This is a genomic window from Mesorhizobium sp. CNPSo 4670 (genome assembly GCF_057784235.1).
In genome coordinates this window covers 1-24,354 of sequence record NZ_JBWJFQ010000023.1, presented here as the reverse complement: position 1 = coordinate 24,354, position 24,354 = coordinate 1, and the positions used below count along the sequence as shown (strand labels likewise).

Genomic DNA, 24,354 nt, shown 5'->3' with positions numbered 1-24,354 from the left:
CTCTTAGTCGCTTGATTCCCCTGGAAGGAAACTGGAGCGGGTGAAGCGATTCGAACGCTCGACCCCAACCTTGGCAAGGTTGTGCTCTACCCCTGAGCTACACCCGCTCACACGGCGTCTTGGCCGCAAGCCGGGCCTATATGGCTGAAGAGCGCGGCGATTGCAACAGGGAAATGTCAGGCATTTTGCTATGCGGCGGGCGCGCTCGCCGCGATGTCGCATGACGGTCTTGTGTCGGCTGCCCCATTGGCCGTAAACGGCTTGGCAGGAAACGGGACGAAGACAAAACCGATGCCGAAGACCGAAGCTGAGCTGATGGAATTTCTTGCCGAACTCGGGATCGCAGCCTCGACGCGGCGCCATCCGCCGCTGTTCACGGTTGCCGATTCGCAGGCGCTGCGCGGCGAAATCGCCGGTGGCCACACCAAAAACCTGTTCCTGAAGGACAAGAAGGACAATTTCTTCCTGGTCACTGTCGGCGAGGACGCGGTCGTCGACCTGAAGCAGATCCACCAGCTGATCGGCGCTGCCAGCCGCGTGTCCTTCGGCAAGCCGGAGATGCTGATGGAGCTGCTCGGCGTGACGCCGGGCGCGGTCACGGTCTTCGGCCTGATCAACGACGTCGCGGGCCGGGTCAAGGTGGTTCTCGACAAGGCGCTGATGGACCATGCGGTGATCAACGCGCATCCGCTGACCAATGAGGCAACGACGTCGGTCGCGGCGGCGGACCTGATCAGATTCGTCGAGGCAACCGGCCACGATGCTGCTATCTTGAAAGTCTCCGCGTGATCGCCACATGGATGGCCTAAGTCAGATTGTCTGAAAGCGCCTGGCCGCCGGCGGCCGCGCCACGGAAGGGTAAAGAGATGAGCGACAACAATCCGTTTGGCAGCCATGGTGGCCAATACTCCACCACCGTGCAATATGGTGGAACCGAGGCTCCGCGCGCGAAGGCCGCGCTTGGCGAGGCGCCGCCGGCCCCCGCCCCAGGGGCCACCGATGTGATCAAGGACACGACGACCGCCGCCTTTGCCGCCGACGTCATCCAGGAATCGCGCCGTCAACCGGTTCTGGTCGATTTCTGGGCACCCTGGTGCGGGCCGTGCAAGCAGCTGACGCCGCAACTGGAGAAGGCCGTCAAGGCCGCCGGCGGCAGGGTCAAGCTGGTCAAGATGAACATCGACGACCATCCCTCGATCGCCGGCCAGCTCGGCATCCAGTCGATCCCCGCGGTCATCGCCTTCAAGGACGGCCAGCCGGTCGACGGCTTCATGGGCGCGATCCCGGAGAGCCAGATCGCCGAATTCATCACCAAGGTCGGCGGCAAGGGCAATGGTGCGCCGCCGGTGGCCGAGGCCCTGGCCGCCGCAGCCGAGGCGCGTGAGGCCGGCGACATGCAGACCGCGGCCGACATCTACGACGCCATCCTGGCGCAGGCGCCGGAGACGGTCGAGGCGATTGGCGGGCTGGGCGACCTGTTGTTCGAGGCTGGTGACATCGAGGGCGCCGAGTCCTTGCTGGCAACGGCGCCCGAGGCCAAGAAGGATGCGCCACCGCTGGCCGCCCTGCGCGCCAAGATGGCCCTGGCGGCGCAAGCGGCAGCGCTTGGCAACCCGGCCGAGTTCGAACGGCGCCTGGCCGAGAACCCCGGGGATCATCAGGCGCGTTTCGATCTGGCCATGATCCAGAACGCCAATGGCGATCGCACGGCGGCGGCCGACAATCTGCTGGCCATCATCAAGGCCGACCGCGCCTGGAACGAGGACGGCGCCAAGACGCAATTGCTGCAACTGTTCGAGGCCTGGGGCATGACCGACGAGGCGACGCTTGCGGCGCGCCGCAAATTGTCGTCGCTGCTGTTTTCTTGAGCCGGTTACCGATTGTTTTGGTCGCGCAGGCTTGCGGCCGGCGGCCATCGCGCCAGATTACCAGTCGAGGACTGCGCTTCGGTGGGAAGCGATCGGAGGAATGAGGTGCAAGCGGGAAACGCGCATTATCGGCTCGCCAAGAATTTGCCGTCGACGATCCCGATCTTTCCGCTCGAGGGTGCGCTTTTGCTGCCGGGAGGCCGCATGCCGCTCAACGTCTTCGAGCCGCGCTACCTGCAGATGGTGGACGAGGCCATCGCCGGCTCGCGGCTCATCGGCATCATCCAGCCCAGCCTCGACGGCGCCTTGCGCGACGATGGCGAGCCGGAGCTCTGCAATGTCGGCTGCGCCGGGCGCATCATCGCCTTTTCTGAAACCGGCGACGGCCGCTATCTGATTTCGCTGCAGGGCGTTTGCCGGTTCCGCATCGCCCACGAGCTGACGGTCAAGACGCCGTTTCGCCAGTGCAAGCTGGCGCCCTTCCTGGCCGATCTCGACGAGGACCAGGCGGCGAACGAGATCGACCGGCCATCGCTGCTCAAGGCGTTTCGCGCCTATCTGCAGGCCAATGACCTCGAAGCCGACTGGGAGAGCGTCAGCCGGGCCGAAAACGCCATGCTGGTCAACGCGCTGTCGATGATGGCGCCCTATGGGCCGGCCGAGAAACAGGCGCTGCTCGAGGCGGCGGATCTGAAGACACGGGCCGAAACGCTGATCGCCATCACCGAAATGGCGCTGGCGCGCGAGAATGAGGATTTTGGTTCGAGCCTGCAATGAGATGCGTCGATATCTAGCCGGCCTGCAAACAGCAAATTTCCTGCGCTGGCGGCCCGACCTTGCTCTCGACAGATCTTGGGTCCGACACGGATCCGACACTTGAGAAGAGGACACGATGGCAGCGGACGGACGCGACGGGAAGAAGGTCAGTGTCGACCCCAAGCTGCTGGAGCTGCTGGCTTGCCCGCTGACCAAGGGGCCGCTGACCTGGGATCCGGAGCGTGGCGAACTGATCTCCCGGGTCGCCAAGCTCGCCTATCCGGTGCGCGACGGCATCCCGATCATGCTGCCTTCGGAAGCGCGGACGCTCTCCGTGGAGGATGTGTTGTCGCCGCCACGCTTGAGTGGGCCGTCTTGATAGGTGGCGAGATTGGCAGCGGCTGGCGGGACAACGCCCCCCTGTGCTACTGAAAATTGCGTCCCTTGGGCATGACACTTTCCGCCTCTTCCGACAGCATTGCGAGGTCCGGTCGGATCGCCGCGTTGCGTGGCGCGGGGCCGCGATCCGGACCGCTGACGGGGTGTTCCGCAGGGCCGGCGACTGTCAGGTTGGCTTGGCTGACCTTTTCCAGGAGCACGGTCAGCCAGGGCGTCAAATCCTCGATCTTCTCGGCGACGATATGGATGACATCCGATTCCGACTGCAATTTGCCGGTGACGCGGACGAACCTGGCGCCCATGATGACGGGCCGGTAGCGGTCGAAGGTTCTCTGCCAGATGATGATGTTGGCGACGGCCTTGTCGTCCTCCAGCGTCAGGAAGATCGCGTTGCCCTTGCCGGGGCGCTGCCGCACCAGCACGAGGCCGGCGACCGAGACACGCCTGCCATCGCGCACGGATGGCAATCCGGCATTGGGCGTGACGCCGGCCCGGTCGAGCCGCTCGCGCAAGAAGGCGACCGGATGCGCCTTCAATGACAGGCCGAGCGAGCGGTAGTCGTGGATGACATGCTCGCCGAGCGGCATTTTCGGCAGCTTCGTCTTGGGCTCCAGCTCGCGCAGGCGGATCGCCGGCTGGTCGAACAGCGGCAGTTTTTCGGCGGCACTCTTGCCGTCGAGCGCGCGCACCGCCCACAGTGCTTCACGACGATCGAGGCCAAGCGAACGGAAGGCGTCGGCCTGCGCCAGCTTTTCGATCTCGTCGACATCGAGGCCGGAGCGCAACCAGACATCCCTGACCGACTCGTAGCCTGAACCGCGCCGCTTGACGAAAGCGTCCATGCGCTCCTCCGACAGGCCCTTGATCTGGCGGAAGCCGAGCCGCAGCGCATGATTTGTATTGATGACACCACGCATTTCGGCATGGCGTGGGAGGATGCGGGCCGGATCGAAAGATGCTTTCTCCAGCGTGGAGTCCCAGACGGAGAAATTGACGTCGACGTCGCGGATGTCGACGCCATGGTCGCGCGCGTCGCGGACGAGCTGGGCCGGCTGGTAAAACCCCATCGGCTGCGAATTCAGGATCGCGGCGCAGAACACGTCGGGGTAGAAGGTCTTGAACCAGCAGGAGGCATAGACGAGCAGGGCGAAGGAAGCGGCGTGGCTTTCGGGAAAGCCATATTCACCAAAACCCTCGATCTGCTTGAAACAGCGCTCGGCGAAGTCCTTCGTGTAGCCCTTGCCAATCATGCCGTCGATCATGCGCTGGCGGTAATTGCCGATGGTGCCGGTGCGCTTGAAGGTGGCCATGGCGCGGCGCAGTTCGTCGGCCTCCCCCGGCTTGAAACCGCCCGCGACGATGGCGATCTTCATGGCCTGTTCCTGAAACAGGGGCACACCAAGTGTCTTGCTGAGGATCGCCTCCAGCTCCGGCTTTTGATACTCGGCCTTTTCCTTGCCTTGCCTTCGGCGCAGGTAGGGGTGAACCATGTCGCCCTGGATCGGACCCGGCCGCACGATCGCCACCTCGATGACAAGGTCATAGAAATCCCTTGGCTTGAGACGCGGCAGCATCGACATCTGGGCGCGGGATTCGATCTGGAAAACGCCGAGCGTGTCGGCGCGGCAGATCATGTCGTAGACCTGCTTATCCTCCGGCGGCAGGGTGGCCAGCACATAGGGTTGGCCATATTTATCTCGCGCGTTTGGATAGTGATCCTTAAGCAGGGCGAAGGCACGCTGCAGGCAGGTCAGCATGCCGAGCGCCAGCACATCCACTTTCAGGATCTTCACCGCGTCGAGATCGTCCTTGTCCCATTCGACCATCTTGCGCTCGTCCATCGCCGTCTTGACGATAGGGACGATCTCGTCCAGCCGGTCCCTGGTGATGACGAAACCGCCGACATGCTGCGACAAATGACGGGGAAAGCCCATGATCTCGTTGGAGCGCTCAATCACCAGTCTTGCCAGCGGGTCGGCGCGGTTGATGCCGCCAGCGTGAGCTTCCTTCTCGCCAAGTTCCGAGGTAGACCAGCCCCAGATCGTGCTCGACAATGCGCTTCTGACATCCTCGGAGAGGCCCATTGCCTTCGCCACTTCGCGCAAGGCCGAGCGCCCGCGATAGCTGATGACGGCGGCGGCCAGTGCGGTGCGCTTGGCGCTGTATTTCGTATAGATGTACTGGATGACGGTCTCGCGTTTCTCATGCTCGAAGTCGACGTCGATATCCGGCGGCTCGTTCCTCTCCTCGGAAATGAAGCGCTCGAACAGCGTGTCGATCTTGTCCGGCCCGACTTCGGTGATGCCGATGCAGAAGCAGACGATCGAATTGGCGGCCGAACCCCGCCCCTGGCAGAGGATGTCCTGGCCGCGCGCGAACTTGACGATGTCGTAGACCGTCAGGAAATAGCGGGCGTAGTTCAGCCGCTCGATCAGAGCGAGCTCTTCCTCTATGCGCGTGGTCACGGACGCAGGCACCCCCGCCGGATAACGGTTGGCCGCCCCCTCCCGCGCCAGCCGCTCCAGCTCGGCCTGCGGCCCGAGGCCGGACTCCGTCGGCTCGTCGGGGTAGTTGTACTGGAGGTCGCTGAGCGAGAAGGTCAGCTCCTGCGCAAAGCGCAAGGTCTCGGCCAGCGCCTGCGGATGCCTGCGGAACAGGCGCGCCATCTCCATCGGCGGCTTCAGATGGCGCTCGGCATTGGCGGCCAGCTGCAGCCCGACCTCGGCGACGGGCGTGTTGAGGCGGATCGCGGTCAGCACATCCTGCAGCGGGCGCCGCTCAGTCGTGTGATAGAGAACGTCGTTGGTCGCCATCAGCGGGATGCCGGCATTTTCGGCAAACGCCGCTGCCTGCTCGATCCGGAAACGGTCATTGCCCGCATAGTCCGGCGCAACGGCCAGACGGAGATTTCTTCCGAAACGATCCTTGAGCTGGCGAAGCAAGGCGAGACTGTCTTCCGCCCCGGCCGTCAGATCGGGCAAGACCGCAAGCGACATCAGGTCCCCCCATTCGAGCAAGTCGCTGCGCTCGAGAAGAGTGGCGCCCTTCTCGTTCTCGTCGCGCAGGTTGGCTTGCGTCAGCATGCGGCAGAGATGCCCCCAGCCCTTGCGGTCCTGCGGATAGGCGAGAATGTCAGGGGTGCCGTCACCGAAAACCAGCCGGCAGCCGGGATGGTAGGAGAGCGTCTCGACCTTGGCCTGCTGCCAGGCGCGCACCACGCCGGCCACCGTGTTGCGGTCGGCAAGTCCGATCGCGGAAAAGCCGAAAAGCTTGGCGGCGACCACCAGTTCCTCCGGCTTCGAGGCGCCGCGCAGGAAGGAGAAATTCGACTGGATGCCGAATTCTGCATAGGGAATGACGGTCAGCGCATTCATGCGAAGACCCCATGCAGGAACCAGCGTGGCGGCACCTGGGAGCCGCCATAGAGGCCTTGCCGGTAGAGCCAGTAGCGGCGGCCGTCGGCATCCTCGATGCGAAAATAGTCGCGTGTCGATGCCGCCTCGTCGCTCGCGGCCTCGCGCCACCATTCCGCCGCGATGCGTTCCGGTCCCTCGGCACGCGTCACCCTGTAGAGCGCACGCCGCCAGCGGAAGTTCAGCGGCGGGCCCTCCGGCATTTCGGTGGCCGGCACCTCGATGGGCTCGGGCGAGCGGAACAGCCGGATCGGCCGTTCCGGCGGGAAGATGGTCATCGGCGCCTGCATCCGGTCCGGCTTCTTCGGCGGCGTGGTCCGGCGCGGGGCCTCGGTGAAGGGGATCGTGGCGACGGCGCGCTCCGGCAGATGGCTTTCCACAGTGACCGGTTGCAGGACCGCGCCCTCGCCGAGCCGGGCGCGGATGCGGTCGGCGAACAGCGCGATATCGGCGCCGTCATCGGTCGCGTCGCCGGCAAGGTCGGCCTGCTGCATGTCGAAAGCGGCGGCCGACAGCACCGAGAGCCGGACGAGATCGAAGCCATAGCCGGCATCGATATCCTGTTCGAGCGCGGCCAGCCTTTCATGGAACAATTTCTGGATCAGCGGGGGTTCGCGCATCGGCCGCGAGGTGCCGATGGCGATGCGGCTGACCGCGCCGTCGACGCGAAACAAAAGCAGCGCCAGCATCCTGGCGCCCTCGCCACGGCGCTCGAGATCGGTCTTCAATGCCGCCGCCAGCATGCCCACCAGCCGCTCGATATCCTCGGTCAGGGTGACGGGCTCGCTGAGATGACGCTCGACCGAAAGCGGCGCGACGGGAAGGCGCGGCGACACCGCTTCGTCGAGACGGCCAAGCGCCTGGTCGAGGCGCAAAAGCAGCGAGGCGCCGAAGCGGCGGGCAAGCGGCGCGCGCGGTGCCGCCATGACGGCGCCCGCCGTGCGCAGGCCGACGCTTTCCAGGCTGGTGCGGGTGGCGGGCTCGATGCGCAGGGCTGCCAGCGGCAAGGGCGCGAGCAGCGCCTCCTCCTCGCCGCCTGCGACGATGCGGTCACTGGCAAAGCGTGCCGCTGCCCAGGCCGCCCCCGACGTCGCGGCAAGCCCGGCGCGGACATCGAACCCCTGATGGAAGAAGCGCGACAGGATGTCGTCCAGCATGGCGCGTTCGCCGCCGAAAAGATGGGTGCAGCCGGTGACGTCGAGAAACAGGCCGTCCGTTGCGTCCAGCGCCACCAGCGGGGTGTAGCGGTCGCACCAGTCGGCAAGGCCTTCGAGCAGGCGGCGGTCGGCCTGCGGGTCGGCCTCGACGATGTCGATCGACGGATGCATGGCGCGCGCATCGGCGATGCCCATGTCGCGCTTCAGGTGCAGCGCCTCAGCCCGCTCGTCGAGGGCCGAGATGCGCTGCGCGTTGCCCTTGCGATGGCTGATCACCAGCGGCAGGTGATCCGATGGGCGGGAACGCCAGGACCGCCCCAGACGCTGCCGCAGGATCCTTTCGACCGCGAGATAGGGAAACCACAGCGACAGGATTCTTTGCTCTTTCCTCGCCCCATCTTTCATCGAATGCGCGTTCATCGGGGTTCCACTCCAGTGTGAATTGTCCTGGCAGAGCCGTGCGGCTCTTGCCGATGGTGATGGTGAAGGCCGGGCGGCCGATCGAGCCGGCGAGCCGCCCGGCGATGGTGTCGCGCGGCACCGCCGGCGCCGACGCGACGATAAGACGAACGGGTGCGGCCGTCGGTTCGGGCTCGGCGGCCTGCCGCAGCAGGAACACCGGGCGACCGGCACTCTGCGCCCGGGCATGCAGCCGGCGCGTCGCGGTCAGGTCGAGCCGCTGCGGATTGCCGCGGATCTCGAGGATGACGGCGGCGAGCGCCGTCATCCGGGCGGCCTCCTCGGCGACCCACAGCGCATCGACAAGTTTTGGCGCCTCGGAAAACAGCAATTGCTCGGGTTCGATGCCGAACGAGGCATGAAGCCCCCTGGCATAGGGAAAGCCGGCCTCGCGAAAAATCTCCGATGTGCCGATCCACAGCACCGGCAGCCCTTGCGTCTGCTTGAGGATCAGGCTTGTGAGCGACAGAGCGAAGCCGGCGACGGCTCCGGCATCGCGGGTTTCAATGCCATGGATTTCGCTCAAGGCGGCTTTCGGCAAGCCGCCGCTCAGGGCAGCATCGAGGCGTTCGACGCCGGTGGGCAGGAACGCATCCGGCAAAGCCGCGGCAACCCCGCGGCGGACAATTGTCACATCGATGCTGGGACCGGCGTCGACGCGAGCATCAGGGGTCACCGCGGCCGGCGCCTGCAGGCGCTCGGGCAGCGTTCCCTCGATCTTCGCGATCTGGCGGCGCAGGGCAAAAACAGTCTCCCGCGCCACGGCGGTCATCGCCATGACGGTCAGCTTTCACTCACAATTGTTCCTGTTATGTTCCCTATAGATTCCAGAGGGACCCCCAAGAGTCAAGCGGAGTCATGGGGAATTTATTCCTGTCGTGGGGCTTGGCAGAGGCGTGGCCGCCCGCGCCATTTGCCGATTGCGGCGCGAAAGCCTATATGCCGGGATTAAAGGACACAGCATGGCCCGCATCTACAAGACCCGCAGCTGGCACGACGAACTTTCGCCGTCGATGGAGGAAATGGAGTTCCTTGCGCTGGAGGCTTACGCCCATCTGCCGGAGGATTTTCGCAAGCTGACCGGCGAGATCGTCATCCAGATCGCCGAGTTCCCGACCGACGAGATCATGGACGACCTGTCGCTGGAAACGCCCTTCGACCTGCTCGGCCTGTTCGAGGGACGCGGCATCGCCGAGCGCTGGAACCCGCAGACCGGCGAAGGCCCGAACCGCATCACGCTCTACCGCCGCGCCATCCTCGACTACTGGGCCGAAAACGAGGAAACGCTGGGCGACATCGTCACCCACGTGCTGATCCACGAGATCGGCCACCATTTCGGCCTGTCGGACGATGATATGGAGAAGATCGAAGAGGCGGCTGAGTAGGGTGTGCTGATATTCAGGTGATGCCGGCCTGCAAATGGCTGATACCTGCGCTTCCGGTGCTCACGCACCCAAACGTACGCTCCGCTCCGGTTCTCGGAACCCACCTTGTTTGGTCGCTTCGCGCCCGTCTTCGACTCCGGCTCGGCCTGACTGAATCTCAACACACCCTGCGTCGGAGCTAAGCCTACCAATCACTCAGCTTGGTATCCGGCCCATATTCCTGACCGTCGATATCCTTCACCACGGCCTGGCCGCAGCGCATCGTCTTGGCCTTCTTGTCGAAGGCATAGGTCGGAGAGCCGAACAGGTGCCAGCCCTTGTTCAGCGCCGCAGTCACCTTGTGGCAGAAGCTGGCATCGTCAGGGCCAGTGAGAAAGCGGTAGAGTTTCATCAGTCAATTCCTGTCGTGAGTGCCCTTAGCCCGCGAGCATCAGGCGATATCATGCGCCGATGGCCGCCGCCTTCGCCAGCAGTTTTTCAGCTTGCGCCAGGTGCAGCCTCTCGACCATTTTTCCATTCAGCGCAATCACGCCCTTGCCGGCATTTTCCGGAAGCGCAAAGGCATCCTTTACCCGGCGTGCCTCGGCCACGGCTTCTGTTGACGGGGCGAAGGCCAGGTTCGCCGCTTCGATCTGGGCCGGATGGATGAGGCTCTTGCCGTCGAACCCCATGGCCGCCGCTTCCGTGCATTCATGGGCGAAGGCGTCGAGGTCGCGAAAATCGTTGGAGACGCCGTCGAGAATGTCGAGGCGGCCGGCGCGCGCGGCCAGCACCATCTGCATCAGCCACGGCACGAGGTAGCGCCGGTCGGGCGTCGCCGACACGCCGGTGCCGTTGAGCAGATCGTTCGTTCCGGCAACGAAACAAGCCAAGCGCGAAGCCGGATCGCGGCCAAGTTCGGCAATGGCGCCGATGTTGAGCAGCGCCTTGGGCGTCTCGATCATCGCCCACAGTTTCACGCTGTCGGGAGCAAAATTGTCGTCGAGCACGTCGCCGGCCTCGAGCAAGTCGCGCGGCGAGTCGACCTTGGGCAACAGGATGCCGTCGGGCTCGCAGCTAGCGACAGCCAGCAGGTCGTCGGCGCCCCATTCGCTGGCCAGTGCATTGATGCGCACCACCATCTCGCAGCGGCGGCCAACGTGGTTGGCAGCTGGGCGGTTGGCGAAGATGCCGGCCAGTTTTTCACGCACGGCGATCTTGTCGGCCGGGGCGACGCCATCTTCGAGGTCGATGATGACGGCATCGCAGGCAAGCTGCGCGATCTTGGCCAGAGCCTTGTCGTTGGAGGCCGGGATGTAGAGCACCGAGCGGCGTGGGCGATAGGTTTCCATGGCTGATCTATGCCGTCTGTGGATGGTCGAGGCAAGTCGTCTCCAGCCCTGCACGAAAACTGCACACGCTTGCGGAAAACCTCCTCGGATCCGCCCCGCCGTCTCCCTGCCGGCCTGCGAAACAGGCGGCATGCAAAACCGAGCAAAACCCCGTTGGTCCCTTCCTTACCGGTTGCGCAGCGAAGGCTGGTGGCTGGCCGATCCGCCGCGCGCGAATCCCGTGGCGATCCTCATCCCTTTTGCCCGCAAGCGCCCGCCGATCGTCCGGCTGGAAGCCATCAGGAAGGCCAGGTCATGACAACATTCTTCTCTGCGGCACCTAGCTATTGCAGCCGCTTCGGTGTTGCCGTGCTGCTGGTCGCGCTGGCGGATTTTCTGTTTTACGGCCAGCCAGCCGGAATCACGGTTTTCCTGTTCGCGATCCTTATTGCCGCCGGGGTGGTGGCCGTGCATCCCGCCGCCTTCAGCGGCAGGCTGTGGATCAAGCCCACCGCGCTGCTTGTCGCGCTGCTGCCGCTCGCCGAAAATGTCAGCGCGCTGTCGGTATCGATCGCGCTTGCGGCCCTGGTCGTCTTCGCGCTCTCGCTCAGCGGGCGGCTGCGCCATTGCATCGCTCGCATTGCCGGCCAGATCGCACTGTTCGGGCTGGCGGCGCCGTTCCGCTTCATCAGCGATTTCATCCGCTGGCGCAGGGTGGCGCGCCGGTTCGGCCGGCGCCGGGTGCGGCTGGCGGCCGTTGCCGTCTGGGTGATGCCGCTGACACTGGGCGCCGTCTTCCTGGCGCTGTTCGGTGCCGCCAATCCCGTCATTGAATACTGGCTGTCGCTGATCGATCTTCTAAAACTGCTCGATCTGATCCAGCTGGCGCGGATTGCCTTCTGGCTGTTCGTGCTCGCTGGCGTCTGGGCCTTCCTGCGGCCCCGCCTGCCGCGCTTTCGGCAGCGCGGCTCCCGGCCAAACAATCCCCTTGCCGGTGCTCAACCGGCGACCAATCCGCAAAGGCACGTCGTCGAGGACATCGTGTTTGGCAAGGCAGCCATTCTGCGCGCCTTGATCGTCTTCAACGTGCTGTTCGGGCTGCAGACTGGGCTCGACGCCACCTATCTGTGGGGTGGGGTCGCCCTTCCCGACGGCTTGAGCTACGCCGCCTATGCGCATCGCGGCGCCTATCCCCTGATCGTCACGGCACTGCTTGCCGCCGGCTTTGTGCTGGCGGCGCTCAGGCCGGGAAGCGAAACATCGGGGGATCCGCTCATCCGCCGGCTGGTCTATGCCTGGGTGGCGCAGAACATCATGCTGGTCATCTCGTCGATCCTGCGGCTCGATCTCTATGTCGGCATCTACGCGCTGACCTACTGGCGCATCGCGGCTTTCGTCTGGATGGGGCTGGTGGCATCAGGTCTTGCGCTGATCATCGCCCGCATCGCGCTCGGAAAATCCAATGAATGGCTATTCTCCGCCAATCTTCTGACGTTATCCCTGACGCTTTATGCCGGCTGTTTCATCAACTTTGCCGCGCTGATCGCCAACTACAATGTCGACCACTCCCTCGAAATGACCGGCCAGGGCATTTCCCTCGATGCCTGGTATCTGCGCTCGCTCGGTCCGGGTGCGTTTCCGGCGCTGGATCGCTTCCTCGATCATCAGAGTCGAGCCGCCAACAATTCGGTCTTCCGCGAACTGGCAGGGCGGCGCGGCAGCGACGAAGACTGGTACCGCACCGTCCAGCAAAACTGGCGGGCCTGGAGCTTTCGCGACTGGCGCCTGCTTCGCTATCTCGACAGCAAGGGGTCGCTCGTGCTTCCTCAGCCATCGCAACCTTCCTTGCCGGGCCGCTGACCGATGCCGCATCACATCCTCGTCGCCGACGATGACCCGCATATCCGCGAGGTGATCTGCTTCGCGCTGGAAAAGGCCGGCATGAAAACGCTTGGGGTGGCCAACGGCGCCGCCGCCTTGCAGGAGATCGGACGACGGGCGCCGGATCTCGTCGTGCTCGACATCGGCATGCCGGAGATGGACGGGCTAGAGGTCTGCCGGCGGCTGCGGCACACATCCGACGTGCCGGTGCTGTTCCTGTCCGCGCGGGACGAGGAGATCGACCGCATCCTCGGGCTCGAAATGGGCGGCGACGACTATGTGACCAAACCGTTCAGCCCGCGAGAGCTGGTTGCCCGCGTCAACGTCATCCTGCGGCGCGCCCGCCCTGTGCCGCCCGAACCCGCCGACGACAGGCAGTTCGCGCATGGCAAGCTCGCTTTGGCGCCGGCCAGCCATGCCGCCAGTTTCGACGGCAGGCCGCTCGCCCTGACCGGGATCGAGTTCTCGATCCTGAAAGGATTTTTGGCGCGGCCGACGCATGTGCTCGACCGCGACGCGGTCATGGCCAACGCCTATGCCGCCAACATCCATGTCGCCGGCCGCACAGTCGACAGCCATATCCGCAACATCCGCGCCAAGCTGGCGGCGGCGGGTTGCCTGGATGCCATTGAGACCGTGCATGGCGTCGGCTTCCGGCTCGGCCGATGCAGCTGACGGCCTCTAGCAAGTGGATTGGCCGCAAATGGCGGCCGCGCCTTGCCACGGTCGTCGTTGCCATCCTGATCGTGGTGATGGCCTTGCCGCTGGTCGGCCTGTTCTTCTTCCGGCTCTACGAGAACCAGCTGATCCGCCAGACCGAAGCGGAGTTGATCGCGCAAGGTGCCGCCATTGCCGCCATCTATGCGCAGGACGTGCGCGATGCCGGCATCCCGACGGAAAAACTCGGCGCGCCGATGCCGCGGGCAAACTCGGATGCGAGCCGCAGCGTCGATCCGGACCCGATGTACAGGCCGATCGAGCCGCAGCTCGATCTCGCTTCCGACACCGTGCTGCCGACGCGGCCGGCGGCGATGCCTGCCATCATCGATCCCGTCTTTGCCGCGATCGGCGCGCGCCTGTCCGGCATTCTCGACGCCACGCAGCAAACCACGCTGGCCGGCTTCCGGCTGCTCGACCCCACCGGCGTCGTCATCGCCGGACGTGGCGAGGTCGGGCAGTCGCTTGGCGGGGTCGAAGAGGTGCGCGAGGCCCTTGCCGGCCGCTATGCCAGCGCACTCAGGCTGCGCATTCCCGGCTGCTGATCGGCCTGGTCTTCCTGCGCACCGTCAGCCGGCCGATCTATGCGCTGATCGACCGCACAGAGCGTATCGCCGCCGGCGATCGCCAGGCCATCAAGCCGCTCGATCACCATGGTACCTACGAGATGGCGGAGCTTTCCGCCGCCTTCCTCGACATGGCCGAAAAACTGCAGGCGCGATCGGACAGCATCCAGACCTTTGCCACCCATGTCTCGCATGAGCTCAAATCGCCGCTGACGGCGATCCAGGGCGCGGCCGAGCTGCTGCGCGATTCCGGTTCCGCGATGGACGAGGCCGAGCGGCGGCGCTTCTCCAACAACATCGTCACCGATGCGGGACGGCTCAACCTGCTGGTGCGCCGCCTGCTCGACCTGGCGCGAGCCGAAAATCTGGCGCCGAGCGGCGAAAGCACCTCGATCGGCGCAGCGCTGGCACTGCTGCCCGTCGACAACAGGCTGGCGGTTCGCCTCGAGGCCGGCGGCGAGATCGGTTTGCGCATATCGGCCGAGAACGCGGCAATCGTGCTTGCCAATCTCATCGACAATTCGGCCAGGCATGGCGCGACGCAGATTTCAGTCACGGCGGGGAGTACCGGCGGCAAGGCGACCGTCCTGGTCAGCGACGACGGCGCCGGTATTTCGCCGAGCAACCGCAGCAGGATTTTCGAGCCGTTCTTCACCACGCGCCGCGATTCCGGCGGCACCGGAATGGGCCTCGGCATCGTGCTGGCCCTCCTGAAAGCGCATGATGGCACGATCAGGCTGGTTGACTCCGAACGCGGCACGCGCTTCGAGATTATCTTGCCTGCCGCGTGACTCCCCGATCAGCGGCTCGAACCGGAAAGGGCATAAAAGCGTGCGCTACGACATCGTCATCATCGGCGGGGCCATCGTCGGCTCCTCGATCGCTTATTATCTGCGCGAGGAAGGATTTTCCGGCTCGATCGCGCTGATCGAGCGCGATCCGCAATTTGCGCATGCGGCGACGACGCTGTCCTGCGCCTCGATCCGGCAGCAATTCTCGATCCCGGAAAACATCCGGCTGTCGCAGTTCACGCTGAAACTGTTCCGGCGGCTGAAGGACGAATTCGGCGCGGATGCAGATATCGGCTTCCACGAAGGCGGCTATCTCATCCTCGCCGGCGAGAACGGGCTGCCGATCCTGAAAGCCAATCACCAGGCGCAGATCGCCGAGGGCGCCGACATCCTGCTTGAAGATGCCGACGCCTTGGTGCGTCGCTTCTCCTGGCTGTCGGCCGAAGGCATCACCGCCGGCGCCTATGGCCGGACCGGCGAGGGCTGGTTCGACGCGCATGCGATGCTGATGCTGTTCCGCAAGGCGCTGCGCGAGAAGAAGATCGATTTCATCACCGCTGACGTCACCGGCATCGAGCGGCAGGGCCAGAGCGTGACCAGTGTCAGCCTCGACAATGGGGAAAAATTCGAGGCCGGCATCGTCATCAACGCCGCCGGGCCGAATGCCGGCAAGGTGGCTGATATGGCCGGGCTGGCGCTGCCGGTGGAGCCGCGCAAGCGCAACGTCTTCGTCTTCGAGGCGCGCGAGAAATATGCCGACATGCCGCTGCTGGTCGACCCGAGCGGCATCTGGCTCAGGCCGGAAGGCTCGGTCTACATCACCGCTGGTGCCGAGCCGGAAGAGGGCGACGGGCCCGCCGATCCCCAGGATTTCGATGTCGACTGGCCGCTGTTCGAAGAGGTGATCTGGCCGGTGCTGGCCACCCGCATCCCGGCCTTCGAGGCGATCAAGCCGACCCGCGCCTGGGTCGGCCACTACGACTACAACACGCTCGACCAGAATGCGGTGATCGGCCCCCATCCTGAGGTCGGCAATTTCCTGTTCGCCAACGGCTTTTCCGGCCATGGCTTGCAGCAGGCGCCGGCAGTCGGCAAGGCGCTGGCCGAGCTGATCGTGCATGGCGGCTACCGCACGGTGGACTGCTCGGCGTTTGGCTATGGCCGGGTTGCGGAAGGGCGGGCGTTTAGGGAATTGAATGTGATTTGAGGTGTTAGGCGTTGGGAACATGCCGTTCCCGTCGAGTTCCCGCCCACCCCCCTCTGGCCTGCCGGCCATCTCCCCCGCAAGTGGGGGAGATCGACAGCTTCGACGCCGCGTCACCCCTGTCACGTTTCGAGATTGGCGAAAGCGATTGAGCGTGTAATCTCCCTCCTTGCGGGGGAGATGGCCGGCAGGCCAGAGGGGGGTGCTGTCCCGCCGACATCAAATGGGTCTGCACCGCCAACCAGTCGGCTAAGCCGCGGCCAATCACCCCACCTCGAAATACGCCTGCAGCCAGCCCAGCACCCTGCCCCAACCCTCGGCATGCTCCGCCGCCGCGTCGCTCAAGCCGGCAAAGCCGCCATGACAGATGGTGACGCGCGTGCCGGCGGTGATCGGCTGCAGCAGCCACGCCACCGTCGTTTGCCGCCGGCCAAGCGTGGGATGGTCCCACTCATAGGCCCGCGTCTGCACGATCCGGCGCGGCGCTTCGATCTCGAGGAATTCGCCGCCGGCCAGCAAGTCCCTGCCGTCGGCCGGGCGGACGACAACCGTCCAGCGGCCGCCGACGCGAAGGTCGGCCGACCAGTCGGCCATGCGATAGGTGTCGGCGGACCCCCACCATTGCTCGATTTCTCTCGTGACCAGCGCGCGGAAGATGCGTTCCACAGGCGCTTCGATCTCGGCTGACGCCATGATCGTCTCGCCATTCGTCATGCTCTGTACCGCGAGGATGTGTATCATCGGTGCCTCTTCATCCGTTTTGTTTCGGTATCGAAACGAGCCTTTCACCCTTTTGATGGCGGACGCTCGAAACCCTTGCCGGTCTCGAGCAGGCTCTTGAGGCTCGCCAACACCAGCGGCCAGCCCTTGGAGACATTCGGGATCAGCCGGTGCGGGCCGTCGGCCTCGTGGGTGACGGCAAGCTTCATCAACTCGCCGTCCTGTTCGATGGCGAAGGTGCAGCGCGTGTAGCCGTCTTCCTTGACCTCCGGCATCCATTCATTGCGCCATTTGATCACCAGGCGTCGCGGCGGGTCGATTTCGAGGATCTCGCCGCTGTCGGCGACGCTTCCGTCAGGGAAGATCAGTTTCCAGCTGGAGCCGACCTTCCACTCGCTCTCCTGATAGGAGCAGAGGAAGAACTGCCGGTTGAACTCCGGATCGGTCAGCGCCTCCCAGAGTTTTTCGGGCGTGGTGCGGATGTAGGTCACGTAAACGAAGCTGTTGCTCATCAGTCTTCCCTTTCGAGGCGTTTCTTCAGGTCACTCAATGCATCCAGCCGATGGCGCTCGAACTTGCCGATCCAGCGTTCGGCGATCTCGTTGATCGGAACCGGGTTGAGGTAGTGCTGCTTCTCGCGTCCCTTGCGGAGGGTGGTGACGAGGTTGGCTTCCTCCAGGATCGCCAGGTGCTTGGTCACCGCCTGGCGCGTCATGTCCATCTCCGCGCACAGCGCATTCAGCGTCTGCCCGTTCCGGGCATGGAGGTTGTCCAGCAATTGCCGGCGTGTCGGGTCGGCCAGGGCGCGAAAGACGGCATCCATGCTCATGACCTTAATATGCAACCATTTGGTTGCATGTCAAGATGCAGATTTCACGCCGTTCGCGCCAGGATGCGATCGCAAGGGGAGAAAATGTCAGCTCATGCGGGAGAACCAGAAGGCGTCGGGCATGCGCGTCATGCCGATGCGTTCGTAGAAGCCGACGGCGTCGGGCATGGAGATCAGGCTGATGGCGACGGACGGTCCGAGTTGCCGCCGTGCCTCGTCCATCAGGCCTTTGCCGATGCCGAGCCCCTGCGCCGATTGGGAAACGGCGAGCTCGGAGATGTAGCAGACCCAGGAGAAGTCGGTGAGGGCGCGGGCAACGCCGATCAGCGGCTTGCCCTCGACATCGAGACGCGCCGTCAGCACCAGATTGGCGCCCGACAGCATCGCCTGCAGGCGAGTGTCGTCATCGACAGGCCGTGTCTCGCCGAGGCCGGATTCCACCAGCACACGGCGGAATTCGGCGATGTCGAGCGCGGGCTCGCGGGCATAGAGGGTTCGGGAATTTTCTGCCATGACACCCAGACTGCACCATCGGGCGGTAAATTCGAAGCCGTTTTGCGCAGCTGGCCATCCTGCACGAACAGTTGCCTTTTATTTGCCCGCGGCTTTGTGTAAAGCGTGCCTCAGCAATCCCCCGAAACAAGAACACGGGCAAAAGCCATGGAAAAATTCACCAAGCTCACCGGCGTCGCCGCTCCAATGCCGATCGTCAATGTCGACACCGACATGATCATCCCCAAGGATTATCTCAAGACGATCAAGCGCACCGGGCTCGGCACCGGCCTGTTCGCCGAAATGCGCTACAATGACGACGGCTCTGAAAATCCGGATTTCGTGCTCAACAAGCCGGCCTACCGCAAGGCGCAGATCCTGGTCGCCGGCGACAATTTCGGCTGCGGTTCGAGCCGCGAGCACGCGCCGTGGGCGCTGCTCGATTTCGGCATTCGCTGCGTCATCTCGACCTCGTTCGCCGACATCTTTTACAACAACTGTTTCAAGAACGGCGTGCTGCCGATCACCGTCAGCCCCGAGGATCTCGAAAAGCTGATGGATGACGCCTCGCGCGGCTCCAACGCCACCTTGTCGATAGACCTCGAGGCCAAGGAAATCCGCGGGCCGGATGGCGGCGTGGTCGCGTTCGACCTCGACGATTTCAAGCGGCACTGCATGCTCAATGGTCTCGACGATATCGGCCTGACCATGGAGAAGGCCGGCGCCATCGCTTCGTTCGAGAAGAAAAACGCCGAACAGCGCCCCTGGGCCTGAAACACGCGGCCTGACTGCAAGGCCGCACCGACGGCGAGTCTTCGGGTAAGGCGAGGACTTGTCATGACACGTTCGCTTGTTGCCGCCGCCTGCGGGCTGGTGTTGATCCTGCTGCCGATAACGAGCCTCTTCGCACAGCCGCCTGTCATCGACCAGCAGGCGCCGATCCCGTTTGAGAGCGGTCAACTTACCATCACCCAGGAGGAGCCGGACGGCGAAAAGGTGCTCGCCTACGACGGCCAAAAGCTGGCGAGCAATTATGACGTCTTCTTCGACAGGATCGTCGACATCGCCGGCACTGAAGTGGCGCTGGTCGATGTCGGCGACGGCAATATCGACCATCTCTGCGGTCCCCCGGTGATGATCGTGTGGAAGCCGAAAGGCGGCACGATCCAGGGCATCACGGTCGAGCAGGATGGCTGCGGCGCACCGGCGTCGGTGACCGACAATGTGATCTATTTCGTCCCCTATCTGCTGCCGGGCGCCTCGAAGCGGGCGATGCAATGGTCGCCCACCGACGGGCTGACGATTGCGGGCAATCTCACCTACATGCCGGATCCGGGCACGGGCTGGAAGGATGTCGACGTGTCGAAATACGAGGACATGATCGACGCCTTCCACAACGAGGCGGTCTACAGCGACGCCGCGGCCTTGCTTGGCAAGGACATGACCGTTCTGGCAGCCAGTTTCCTGGCCGCCGGCGGTACGAAAACAACCGCGTCCGGCATCGTCTATTTTGATGGCTGCGCGCCGCACAATTGCGGCGGCAATCACGGTTTCATGGCGGTCGACGCGACCAACCAAAAACTCTATTTCGCCCGCAGCAGTGGCAAGCCCAGGATGGATATGTGGCCGCCGGTGCAGACCTGGCCGGCCGAGGTCAAGGCGGCGCTGGACGAGGCGTTTGGATCTGCAAATTAGAGCGGTATGAGGGCGTTCTGATCCGTCGCGATCCTTCCCACCCCCTCTGCCCTACCGGGCATCTCCCCCGCAAGGGGGGAGATTGGCAGCGTCGGCGTTCCGCCCGTCTCTGCAACGTTGGTGATCGGCAATGGCGACATCCGATCTCCCCCCTTGCGGGGGAGATGGCCGGCAGGCCAGAGGGGGGTGCTGTCCCGCGATGCAAAAGGCTATCCGCCCTTGAAATCTCGCCGCCCAGTCGCCCAGTGGTGCGGACTGGCGTTTCATTCCCGGCTGGATATGATCTGACGAAACGGAGGATCACCATGACTCGTTCGCTTCTTGCCGGCGCTTGCGGGCTGGCCCTTTTCCTGATGCCTGTGACGAGCGCTTATGCCCAGACGCAGACGCCCGCGGCGCAGCTGGCGCCGTCGGCCGAGAAACCGGCCACCGACCAGGGTACAGGCGCCGCCGATGCTTCCGACGACGACAAGCAGGCGCCTGTGCCATTCGAAGGTGGCCAGCTGACCATCACCCAGCCGGAACAGGACGGCGAGAAAGTGCTTGCCTATGACGGCCAGCAGCTGGCGAGCAATTATGACGTCTTCTTCGACAAAATTGTCGAGGTCGGCGGCGTCAAGGTGGCGCTGTTCGATGTCGGCGATGGCGGCAATCAATGCGGCCCGGCCACGGTGATCGTCTGGAAGCCGGAAGGCGGCACCATCCAGAGCACGACGGTCGAACAGGACGAGTGCGGCGCGCCGCCGTCGGCGGTGTCCGACAACGCCATCTATTTCGTGCCTTATTTGTTGCCAGGCGACGAGAAGCCGGCTTTGCAATGGTCGCCGACCGAGGGGCTGACGACTTCAGGCAACCTGACCTACATGCCGGAACCGGGCACCGACTGGAAAGACATCAATCCGGAAAAGTACCAGAACATCATCGACGCCTTCCACAACGAGGCCGTCTACAAGGAAGCGCAAAAGCTGCTCGGCAAGGACATGCCCGACATGGCGACCAGTCTGCTGGTCGGCGGCGGCACGGAAAAGACCGCCTCGGGCGCCTTCTACGCCAGCGGCTGCGTGCCGCATGACTGCGGCGGCAATGACGGTTTCATGGCGGTCGACCCGGCCAAGCACAAACTCTATTTCGCCCGCCGCGGCGACAATGGCCAGCCGAACGCCTGGCCGGCGGTAACGACATGGCCGGCCGATGTGAAGGAGGCGCTGGACAAGGCGCTGGGGTCGGCGAACTAGGATATGTTGATATTCAGGTGATGCCGGCCTGCAAACGGCGGGCTCCTGCGCTTCCGGTGCTCACGTACCCAAAAGTACGCTCCGCTCCGGTTCTCGGAGCTCACCATTTTCGGCGCGGCCTGACCTGAATCTCAACATATCCGCCATCGTCGCGACAACAGCCAATCCCGTCTGGCCCATGGCAGGCCCGACCTGTTCCCGGCAAAATGATCGCCACAATGCTGCGAGGCACCCCATGCGAAAACTCATCTCCACCGGCTCGCCGTTCGAAAAGACCGCCGGCTATTCGCGCGCGGTGGTGCAGGGCGACTGGTGTTTCGTGTCGGGAACGACGGGCTATGACTATGCGACTATGACGATGCCGGATACGGTCGAGGCGCAGACGCGCAACTGCCTGGCGACCATCGGCAAGGCCTTGCAGGACGGCGGCTTTGAGATGGCCGACGTGGTGCGGGCGCATTACTACATCACCGATGCCGCCTTCGTGGATATCGTCTTCCCGATCCTCGGCGAGACATTCGGCGACGTCAGGCCGGCGGCGACGATGATCGTTTGCCAGCTCAACAAGCCGGAAATGAAGATCGAGATCGAAGTGACGGCACTGCGGCGCACGGCATGAAGGACGGGCAGGCGATGAAAGTCCGGCGGATCGTTGCCAACATCGAGACATCCGACATCGCGGCAGCGAAGCGCTTCTACCAGGACGTGCTCGGCCTCGGCGTGGTCATGGACCATGGCTGGATCAGGACCTTGGGCTCGCAAGAGAAAATGAACGTCCAGGTCAGCTTCGCCGTCGAAGGCGGCTCCGGCTCGCCGGTGCCTGATCTCTCGATCGAGGTCGACGATGTCGATGCGGCGCTCCACGCCATGAAGGCGGCCGGCTTTGCCATCGAATACGGCCCGGCCGACGAGCCCTGGGGCGTGCGGCGCTTTTATGTGCGCGATCCGTTCGGCCGGCTGGTCAACATTCTCTCGCATCGGTGATCGCGGTTGTAACGCGCAGGCTTGCGCGCCGGGCGCTTGGCGTTTAGCAAGGCCGCGGTTCAATTCTTTCCAGGACGGTTCTCCATGGCAACGAAGCATCTTTTCCTGCTCGCCGGTGACGGCATCGGTCCGGAGGCGATGGCCGAAGTCAAGAAGCTGATCGCCGTCATGAACGACAAGCTCGGCAGCGGCTTTGCCACCGAGGACGGTCTGGTCGGCGGCTGCGCCTACGATGCGCATGGCGCGGCTATTTCCGATGCCGACATGGCAAAGGCGATGGCGGCCGACGCGGTGCTGTTCGGCGCCGTCGGCGGACCGAAATGGGATGCGGTGCCTTACGAGGTGCGCCCCGAAGCCGGTCTGCTGCGGCTGCGCAAGGACATGGAGCTGTTCGCCAATCTGCGCCCCGCCATCTGCTATCCGGCACTCGCCGCGTCCTCGTCGCTCAAGCAGGAGGTGGTCGAAGGCCTCGACATATTGATCGTGCGCGAGCTGACCGGCGGCGTCTATTTCGGCGAACCCAAGCAGATTATCGATCTCGGCAACGGCCAGAAGCGCGGCATCGACACCCAGGTCTACGACACGTTCGAGATCGAGCGCATTTCGGGCGTCGCTTTCGAGCTGGCGCGCACGCGCAAGAACCACGTCACCTCGATGGAAAAGCGCAACGTCATGAAGTCGGGCGTGCTGTGGAACGAGGTCGTCACCCAGACCCACAAAGCGCGTTACTCCGACGTCAAGCTCGACCACATGCTGGCCGATGCCGGCGGCATGCAACTGGTGCGCTGGCCCAAGCAATTCGACGTCATCGTCACCGACAATCTGTTCGGCGACATGCTGTCCGACATCGCCGCCATGCTGACCGGTTCGATCGGCATGCTGCCGTCGGCCTCGCTCGGCGCACCGGATGTAAAGACCAAGAAGCGCAAGGCGCTCTATGAGCCGGTGCACGGTTCGGCGCCCGACATTACCGGCAAGGGCATCGCCAACCCGATCGCCATGATCGCCTCCTTCGCCATGTGCCTGCGCTATTCCTTCGGCATGGTCGAGGAAGCCGACCGTGTGGAAGCCGCGATCGCCGCCGTGCTCGACGAAGGCTTGCGCACCAAGGACATCCTGTCGGCGGGCATGACCGAGGTCGGCACCGTAGAGATGGGCGACGCGATCATCGCCAAATTCCTCGGCTGATCGCGTGGCGGTCGACGTCCGCTGGGCGACGATCGAGGACGCGACGGCGCTCGCCACCCTGCTGTGCGAGATGGCCGTGCACTACCGGCAGCCGCCGCTCAACCACGAGCGGGCCTTGTCGGCGGCGCGAAAATGGCTCGGCGAGGAAAGCCCGACCTATCCGCATTTCGCGCTGGCCTTCGTCGAGGGCGAGGTCAGCGGCCTGGCGTCGGTGGCGATCGCGCATCCCGGCATCGATCTCGAGCGGTTGCTGTTCCTCAAGGACCTGTTCGTGCGCGACGAGGCTCGCAACGCCGGCGTCGGCCGGGCGCTGATCGGCTTTCTCGCCGGCCATTGCCGGCGCCATGGCATCGGCCGTATCGACTTGACTACCGAGGACTGGAACGAGGGCGCGCTGCGGTTCTACGACCGGCTCGGCGCCGAGCGCCACGGCCAAAAGGTCTTTCTCAGGCTCTCGGGAGAGGCACTTAAGGTGGCTAAACCTTGATCCCTGCCGGCACCGGTCCCCACTGGTTTTCCCGGGCCTGTGTCGGAATCAGCGCGAAGACCAGGATGATCAGGCTGCCGATGGTGGGGATGAGGATCACCAGGCTGAGCCAGCCCGACAGGCCGATGTCGTGCAGCCGGCGGACGATCATGCCGAGGCTGGGCAGAAATGTCGCAAGCAGGAAGGTGCCGCACAGGCCAACAGTCACCGCCGCCGATACGTCGCTGTCGAAATGGCCCATATCCGTATCGGTGAACAGGCCGATGCCGCCGATGATCAGCAGGCAAACCGTCCAGAACAGGCAGTAGCCCCAATATTCCTTGCGCCGGGCGCGGCCGGCGAAGTTGAAGTAGTTCCGCGTCACGCCGCGCCAGAAATAGCTCCACAAATCGGTGGGTTCGGCAGGTTCGGAGGAGCGACCGAAATGCTGGGCCTGGGGTGCACCGGCCGCAGCTTTATTGCCGGCCTGAGGCTGTGCGGTGCTCGTGCCGGCGTCGACGGCCGGGGCTGCGGTCTGGGCGGCGATCGAAAAGACGTCGCGCGCCTGCCCGCCGCCCGGCTGGAACTCGACGGCCGTGCCTTTGGATATGGCGGTTTGCCGGCGCAGGTTCTCGCGGGTGAAGGTGTAGCGGTTGCCGTCGGCTCCGGTGATGAAGCCGAAGCCCTGCTCCTCGTCATAGTGAAGCACTTCGCCGCGCATATCCTGCCCCCTGTCATTCGCGCCCGACCCAGACTGTTCAAAGTTCCAGTAGATCGCAAGGGGCGTGCACGAAAATGGGAGGAACCTTGCGGGAGGATGGCGGGACAGCACCCCCCCC

General features: G+C 64.4%; 25 protein-coding genes, 1 tRNA gene and 1 pseudogene. 16 read left to right on the top strand and 11 right to left on the bottom strand.

The annotated features are described in order from the left end of the window. Positions 1 to 32 precede the first annotated feature (32 nt). Positions 33 to 107: transfer RNA gene (locus AC0ZT5_RS28955), tRNA-Gly, on the bottom strand. Positions 108 to 291: 184 nt separating this feature from the next. Between AC0ZT5_RS28955 and AC0ZT5_RS28950 the strand changes: the two genes are divergently transcribed. From AC0ZT5_RS28950 to AC0ZT5_RS28935, 4 genes are all read left to right on the top strand, one after another. Continuing rightward, positions 292 to 789, top strand: coding sequence for a prolyl-tRNA synthetase associated domain-containing protein (locus tag AC0ZT5_RS28950; protein ID WP_488499211.1), 498 nt, complete (start codon positions 292 to 294; stop codon positions 787 to 789). A 77-nt stretch (positions 790 to 866) separates the two neighbouring features. Continuing rightward, positions 867 to 1,868, top strand: coding sequence for a thioredoxin (gene trxA, locus AC0ZT5_RS28945; RefSeq protein WP_488499210.1), 1,002 nt, complete (start codon positions 867 to 869; stop codon positions 1,866 to 1,868). Positions 1,869 to 1,973: 105 nt separating this feature from the next. Continuing rightward, on the top strand, positions 1,974 to 2,645 hold the full coding sequence (locus tag AC0ZT5_RS28940) for an LON peptidase substrate-binding domain-containing protein (protein ID WP_095083949.1): 672 nt from the start codon (positions 1,974 to 1,976) through the stop codon (positions 2,643 to 2,645). A gap of 115 nt (positions 2,646 to 2,760) precedes the next feature. Continuing rightward, positions 2,761 to 3,003, top strand: coding sequence for a Trm112 family protein (locus tag AC0ZT5_RS28935; protein WP_477224748.1), 243 nt, complete (start codon positions 2,761 to 2,763; stop codon positions 3,001 to 3,003). A gap of 46 nt (positions 3,004 to 3,049) precedes the next feature. Here AC0ZT5_RS28935 and AC0ZT5_RS28930 read toward each other — a convergent pair whose 3' ends face one another. The 3 genes from AC0ZT5_RS28930 to AC0ZT5_RS28920 are packed head-to-tail and all read right to left on the bottom strand — an operon-like array spanning position 3,050 to position 8,830. After that, positions 3,050 to 6,397 (bottom strand): error-prone DNA polymerase, encoded by a 3,348-nt coding sequence (locus tag AC0ZT5_RS28930; protein ID WP_488499209.1) that lies wholly within the window; start codon positions 6,395 to 6,397, stop codon positions 3,050 to 3,052. Continuing rightward, positions 6,394 to 7,869, bottom strand: coding sequence for a DUF6504 family protein (locus AC0ZT5_RS28925; protein ID WP_488499208.1), 1,476 nt, complete (start codon positions 7,867 to 7,869; stop codon positions 6,394 to 6,396). Before AC0ZT5_RS28925 ends, AC0ZT5_RS28930 begins: the two co-directional genes overlap by 4 nt. After that, positions 7,811 to 8,830: an ImuA family protein gene (locus AC0ZT5_RS28920; protein WP_488499207.1), complete on the bottom strand. Its 1,020-nt coding sequence runs from the start codon at positions 8,828 to 8,830 to the stop codon at positions 7,811 to 7,813. Before AC0ZT5_RS28920 ends, AC0ZT5_RS28925 begins: the two co-directional genes overlap by 59 nt. 184 nt (positions 8,831 to 9,014) lie before the next feature. On the opposite strand from AC0ZT5_RS28920, the gene AC0ZT5_RS28915 reads away from it, so the two are divergent. After that, positions 9,015 to 9,437, top strand: coding sequence for a metallopeptidase family protein (locus tag AC0ZT5_RS28915; protein WP_095084388.1), 423 nt, complete (start codon positions 9,015 to 9,017; stop codon positions 9,435 to 9,437). A gap of 184 nt (positions 9,438 to 9,621) precedes the next feature. Here the strand turns inward: AC0ZT5_RS28915 and AC0ZT5_RS28910 are convergent, their stop codons facing one another. Together AC0ZT5_RS28910 and AC0ZT5_RS28905 are read right to left on the bottom strand one after the other, a co-directional pair. Continuing rightward, the gene (locus AC0ZT5_RS28910; protein ID WP_095083952.1) at positions 9,622 to 9,828 is read right to left on the bottom strand and encodes a DUF1737 domain-containing protein; all 207 of its coding nucleotides are present in this window, start codon (positions 9,826 to 9,828) and stop codon (positions 9,622 to 9,624) included. A gap of 49 nt (positions 9,829 to 9,877) precedes the next feature. Next, on the bottom strand, positions 9,878 to 10,768 hold the full coding sequence (locus AC0ZT5_RS28905; protein WP_488499206.1) for an HpcH/HpaI aldolase/citrate lyase family protein: 891 nt from the start codon (positions 10,766 to 10,768) through the stop codon (positions 9,878 to 9,880). A 294-nt stretch (positions 10,769 to 11,062) separates the two neighbouring features. Between AC0ZT5_RS28905 and AC0ZT5_RS28900 the strand changes: the two genes are divergently transcribed. From AC0ZT5_RS28900 to AC0ZT5_RS28885, 4 genes and pseudogenes are all read left to right on the top strand, one after another. Then, entirely contained in the window at positions 11,063 to 12,607 is a 1,545-nt protein-coding gene (locus AC0ZT5_RS28900; protein WP_488499205.1) for a DUF4153 domain-containing protein, read from the top strand. 3 nt (positions 12,608 to 12,610) lie between these two features. Next, on the top strand, positions 12,611 to 13,303 hold the full coding sequence (locus AC0ZT5_RS28895; RefSeq protein WP_488499204.1) for a response regulator: 693 nt from the start codon (positions 12,611 to 12,613) through the stop codon (positions 13,301 to 13,303). Further along, a pseudogene (locus AC0ZT5_RS28890) lies at positions 13,294 to 14,702 on the top strand (sensor histidine kinase). Before AC0ZT5_RS28895 ends, AC0ZT5_RS28890 begins: the two are co-directional and overlap by 10 nt. 40 nt (positions 14,703 to 14,742) lie before the next feature. Further along, positions 14,743 to 15,909: an NAD(P)/FAD-dependent oxidoreductase gene (locus tag AC0ZT5_RS28885; protein ID WP_488499203.1), complete on the top strand. Its 1,167-nt coding sequence runs from the start codon at positions 14,743 to 14,745 to the stop codon at positions 15,907 to 15,909. Between the two features lie 261 nt (positions 15,910 to 16,170). Here the strand turns inward: AC0ZT5_RS28885 and AC0ZT5_RS28880 are convergent, their stop codons facing one another. The 4 genes from AC0ZT5_RS28880 to AC0ZT5_RS28865 form a co-directional block, all read right to left on the bottom strand. Beyond that, positions 16,171 to 16,647 carry an SRPBCC family protein gene (locus AC0ZT5_RS28880; protein ID WP_488499202.1) on the bottom strand — a complete coding sequence of 159 codons (477 nt, stop codon included), beginning with the start codon at positions 16,645 to 16,647 and terminating at the stop codon, positions 16,171 to 16,173. 44 nt (positions 16,648 to 16,691) lie between these two features. Then, positions 16,692 to 17,138, bottom strand: coding sequence for an SRPBCC family protein (locus AC0ZT5_RS28875; protein WP_477224737.1), 447 nt, complete (start codon positions 17,136 to 17,138; stop codon positions 16,692 to 16,694). After that, positions 17,138 to 17,449, bottom strand: a complete 312-nt coding sequence (locus AC0ZT5_RS28870; RefSeq protein ID WP_064987727.1) for an ArsR/SmtB family transcription factor — start codon at positions 17,447 to 17,449, stop codon at positions 17,138 to 17,140. Before AC0ZT5_RS28870 ends, AC0ZT5_RS28875 begins: the two co-directional genes overlap by 1 nt. 93 nt (positions 17,450 to 17,542) lie before the next feature. Beyond that, entirely contained in the window at positions 17,543 to 17,968 is a 426-nt protein-coding gene (locus AC0ZT5_RS28865) for a GNAT family N-acetyltransferase (protein WP_488499201.1), read from the bottom strand. A gap of 147 nt (positions 17,969 to 18,115) precedes the next feature. On the opposite strand from AC0ZT5_RS28865, the gene leuD reads away from it, so the two are divergent. The 7 genes from leuD (at position 18,116) to AC0ZT5_RS28830 (ending at position 23,536) form a co-directional block, all read left to right on the top strand. Then, positions 18,116 to 18,721, top strand: coding sequence for a 3-isopropylmalate dehydratase small subunit (gene leuD / locus AC0ZT5_RS28860; RefSeq protein ID WP_184872662.1), 606 nt, complete (start codon positions 18,116 to 18,118; stop codon positions 18,719 to 18,721). A 63-nt stretch (positions 18,722 to 18,784) separates the two neighbouring features. Then, complete coding sequence (locus AC0ZT5_RS28855; RefSeq protein ID WP_488499200.1) at positions 18,785 to 19,642, top strand: Ivy family c-type lysozyme inhibitor; 858 nt, start codon at positions 18,785 to 18,787, stop codon at positions 19,640 to 19,642. 305 nt (positions 19,643 to 19,947) lie between these two features. Then, positions 19,948 to 20,877, top strand: a complete 930-nt coding sequence (locus AC0ZT5_RS28850) for an Ivy family c-type lysozyme inhibitor (protein WP_488499199.1) — start codon at positions 19,948 to 19,950, stop codon at positions 20,875 to 20,877. A gap of 235 nt (positions 20,878 to 21,112) precedes the next feature. Continuing rightward, on the top strand, positions 21,113 to 21,496 hold the full coding sequence (locus AC0ZT5_RS28845) for a RidA family protein (RefSeq protein ID WP_477284329.1): 384 nt from the start codon (positions 21,113 to 21,115) through the stop codon (positions 21,494 to 21,496). 14 nt (positions 21,497 to 21,510) lie between these two features. Next, complete coding sequence (locus AC0ZT5_RS28840) at positions 21,511 to 21,861, top strand: VOC family protein (RefSeq protein ID WP_488499285.1); 351 nt, start codon at positions 21,511 to 21,513, stop codon at positions 21,859 to 21,861. 84 nt (positions 21,862 to 21,945) lie between these two features. Further along, entirely contained in the window at positions 21,946 to 23,049 is a 1,104-nt protein-coding gene (leuB, locus tag AC0ZT5_RS28835; protein ID WP_488499198.1) for a 3-isopropylmalate dehydrogenase, read from the top strand. 4 nt (positions 23,050 to 23,053) lie between these two features. Then, positions 23,054 to 23,536 carry a GNAT family N-acetyltransferase gene (locus AC0ZT5_RS28830; RefSeq protein WP_488499197.1) on the top strand — a complete coding sequence of 161 codons (483 nt, stop codon included), beginning with the start codon at positions 23,054 to 23,056 and terminating at the stop codon, positions 23,534 to 23,536. Here AC0ZT5_RS28830 and AC0ZT5_RS28825 read toward each other — a convergent pair. Beyond that, positions 23,526 to 24,236, bottom strand: coding sequence for a DUF805 domain-containing protein (locus AC0ZT5_RS28825; protein WP_488499284.1), 711 nt, complete (start codon positions 24,234 to 24,236; stop codon positions 23,526 to 23,528). The two genes, AC0ZT5_RS28830 and AC0ZT5_RS28825, sit on opposite strands and share 11 nt — an antisense overlap. Between the last annotated feature and the right edge of the window lie 118 nt (positions 24,237 to 24,354).

What these genes read in the sequence shown, in the direction of transcription:
- AC0ZT5_RS28920 (WP_488499207.1), bottom strand. Translation starts at nt 8,830, where the DNA reads ATGGCGATGACCGCCGTGGCGCGGGAGACTGTTTTTGCCCTGCGCCGC.
- AC0ZT5_RS28900 (WP_488499205.1), top strand. Translation starts at nt 11,063, where the DNA reads ATGACAACATTCTTCTCTGCGGCACCTAGCTATTGCAGCCGCTTCGGT.
- AC0ZT5_RS28845 (WP_477284329.1), top strand. Translation starts at nt 21,113, where the DNA reads ATGCGAAAACTCATCTCCACCGGCTCGCCGTTCGAAAAGACCGCCGGC.
- AC0ZT5_RS28895 (WP_488499204.1), top strand. Translation starts at nt 12,611, where the DNA reads ATGCCGCATCACATCCTCGTCGCCGACGATGACCCGCATATCCGCGAG.
- AC0ZT5_RS28870 (WP_064987727.1), bottom strand. Translation starts at nt 17,449, where the DNA reads ATGGATGCCGTCTTTCGCGCCCTGGCCGACCCGACACGCCGGCAATTG.
- AC0ZT5_RS28875 (WP_477224737.1), bottom strand. Translation starts at nt 17,138, where the DNA reads ATGAGCAACAGCTTCGTTTACGTGACCTACATCCGCACCACGCCCGAA.
- AC0ZT5_RS28855 (WP_488499200.1), top strand. Translation starts at nt 18,785, where the DNA reads ATGACACGTTCGCTTGTTGCCGCCGCCTGCGGGCTGGTGTTGATCCTG.
- AC0ZT5_RS28910 (WP_095083952.1), bottom strand. Translation starts at nt 9,828, where the DNA reads ATGAAACTCTACCGCTTTCTCACTGGCCCTGACGATGCCAGCTTCTGC.
- AC0ZT5_RS28935 (WP_477224748.1), top strand. Translation starts at nt 2,761, where the DNA reads ATGGCAGCGGACGGACGCGACGGGAAGAAGGTCAGTGTCGACCCCAAG.
- AC0ZT5_RS28825 (WP_488499284.1), bottom strand. Translation starts at nt 24,236, where the DNA reads ATGCGCGGCGAAGTGCTTCACTATGACGAGGAGCAGGGCTTCGGCTTC.
- AC0ZT5_RS28930 (WP_488499209.1), bottom strand. Translation starts at nt 6,397, where the DNA reads ATGAATGCGCTGACCGTCATTCCCTATGCAGAATTCGGCATCCAGTCG.
- AC0ZT5_RS28915 (WP_095084388.1), top strand. Translation starts at nt 9,015, where the DNA reads ATGGCCCGCATCTACAAGACCCGCAGCTGGCACGACGAACTTTCGCCG.
- AC0ZT5_RS28850 (WP_488499199.1), top strand. Translation starts at nt 19,948, where the DNA reads ATGACTCGTTCGCTTCTTGCCGGCGCTTGCGGGCTGGCCCTTTTCCTG.
- AC0ZT5_RS28840 (WP_488499285.1), top strand. Translation starts at nt 21,511, where the DNA reads ATGAAAGTCCGGCGGATCGTTGCCAACATCGAGACATCCGACATCGCG.
- leuB (WP_488499198.1), top strand. Translation starts at nt 21,946, where the DNA reads ATGGCAACGAAGCATCTTTTCCTGCTCGCCGGTGACGGCATCGGTCCG.
- leuD (WP_184872662.1), top strand. Translation starts at nt 18,116, where the DNA reads ATGGAAAAATTCACCAAGCTCACCGGCGTCGCCGCTCCAATGCCGATC.
- AC0ZT5_RS28950 (WP_488499211.1), top strand. Translation starts at nt 292, where the DNA reads ATGCCGAAGACCGAAGCTGAGCTGATGGAATTTCTTGCCGAACTCGGG.
- AC0ZT5_RS28880 (WP_488499202.1), bottom strand. Translation starts at nt 16,647, where the DNA reads ATGATACACATCCTCGCGGTACAGAGCATGACGAATGGCGAGACGATC.
- trxA (WP_488499210.1), top strand. Translation starts at nt 867, where the DNA reads ATGAGCGACAACAATCCGTTTGGCAGCCATGGTGGCCAATACTCCACC.
- AC0ZT5_RS28905 (WP_488499206.1), bottom strand. Translation starts at nt 10,768, where the DNA reads ATGGAAACCTATCGCCCACGCCGCTCGGTGCTCTACATCCCGGCCTCC.
- AC0ZT5_RS28865 (WP_488499201.1), bottom strand. Translation starts at nt 17,968, where the DNA reads ATGGCAGAAAATTCCCGAACCCTCTATGCCCGCGAGCCCGCGCTCGAC.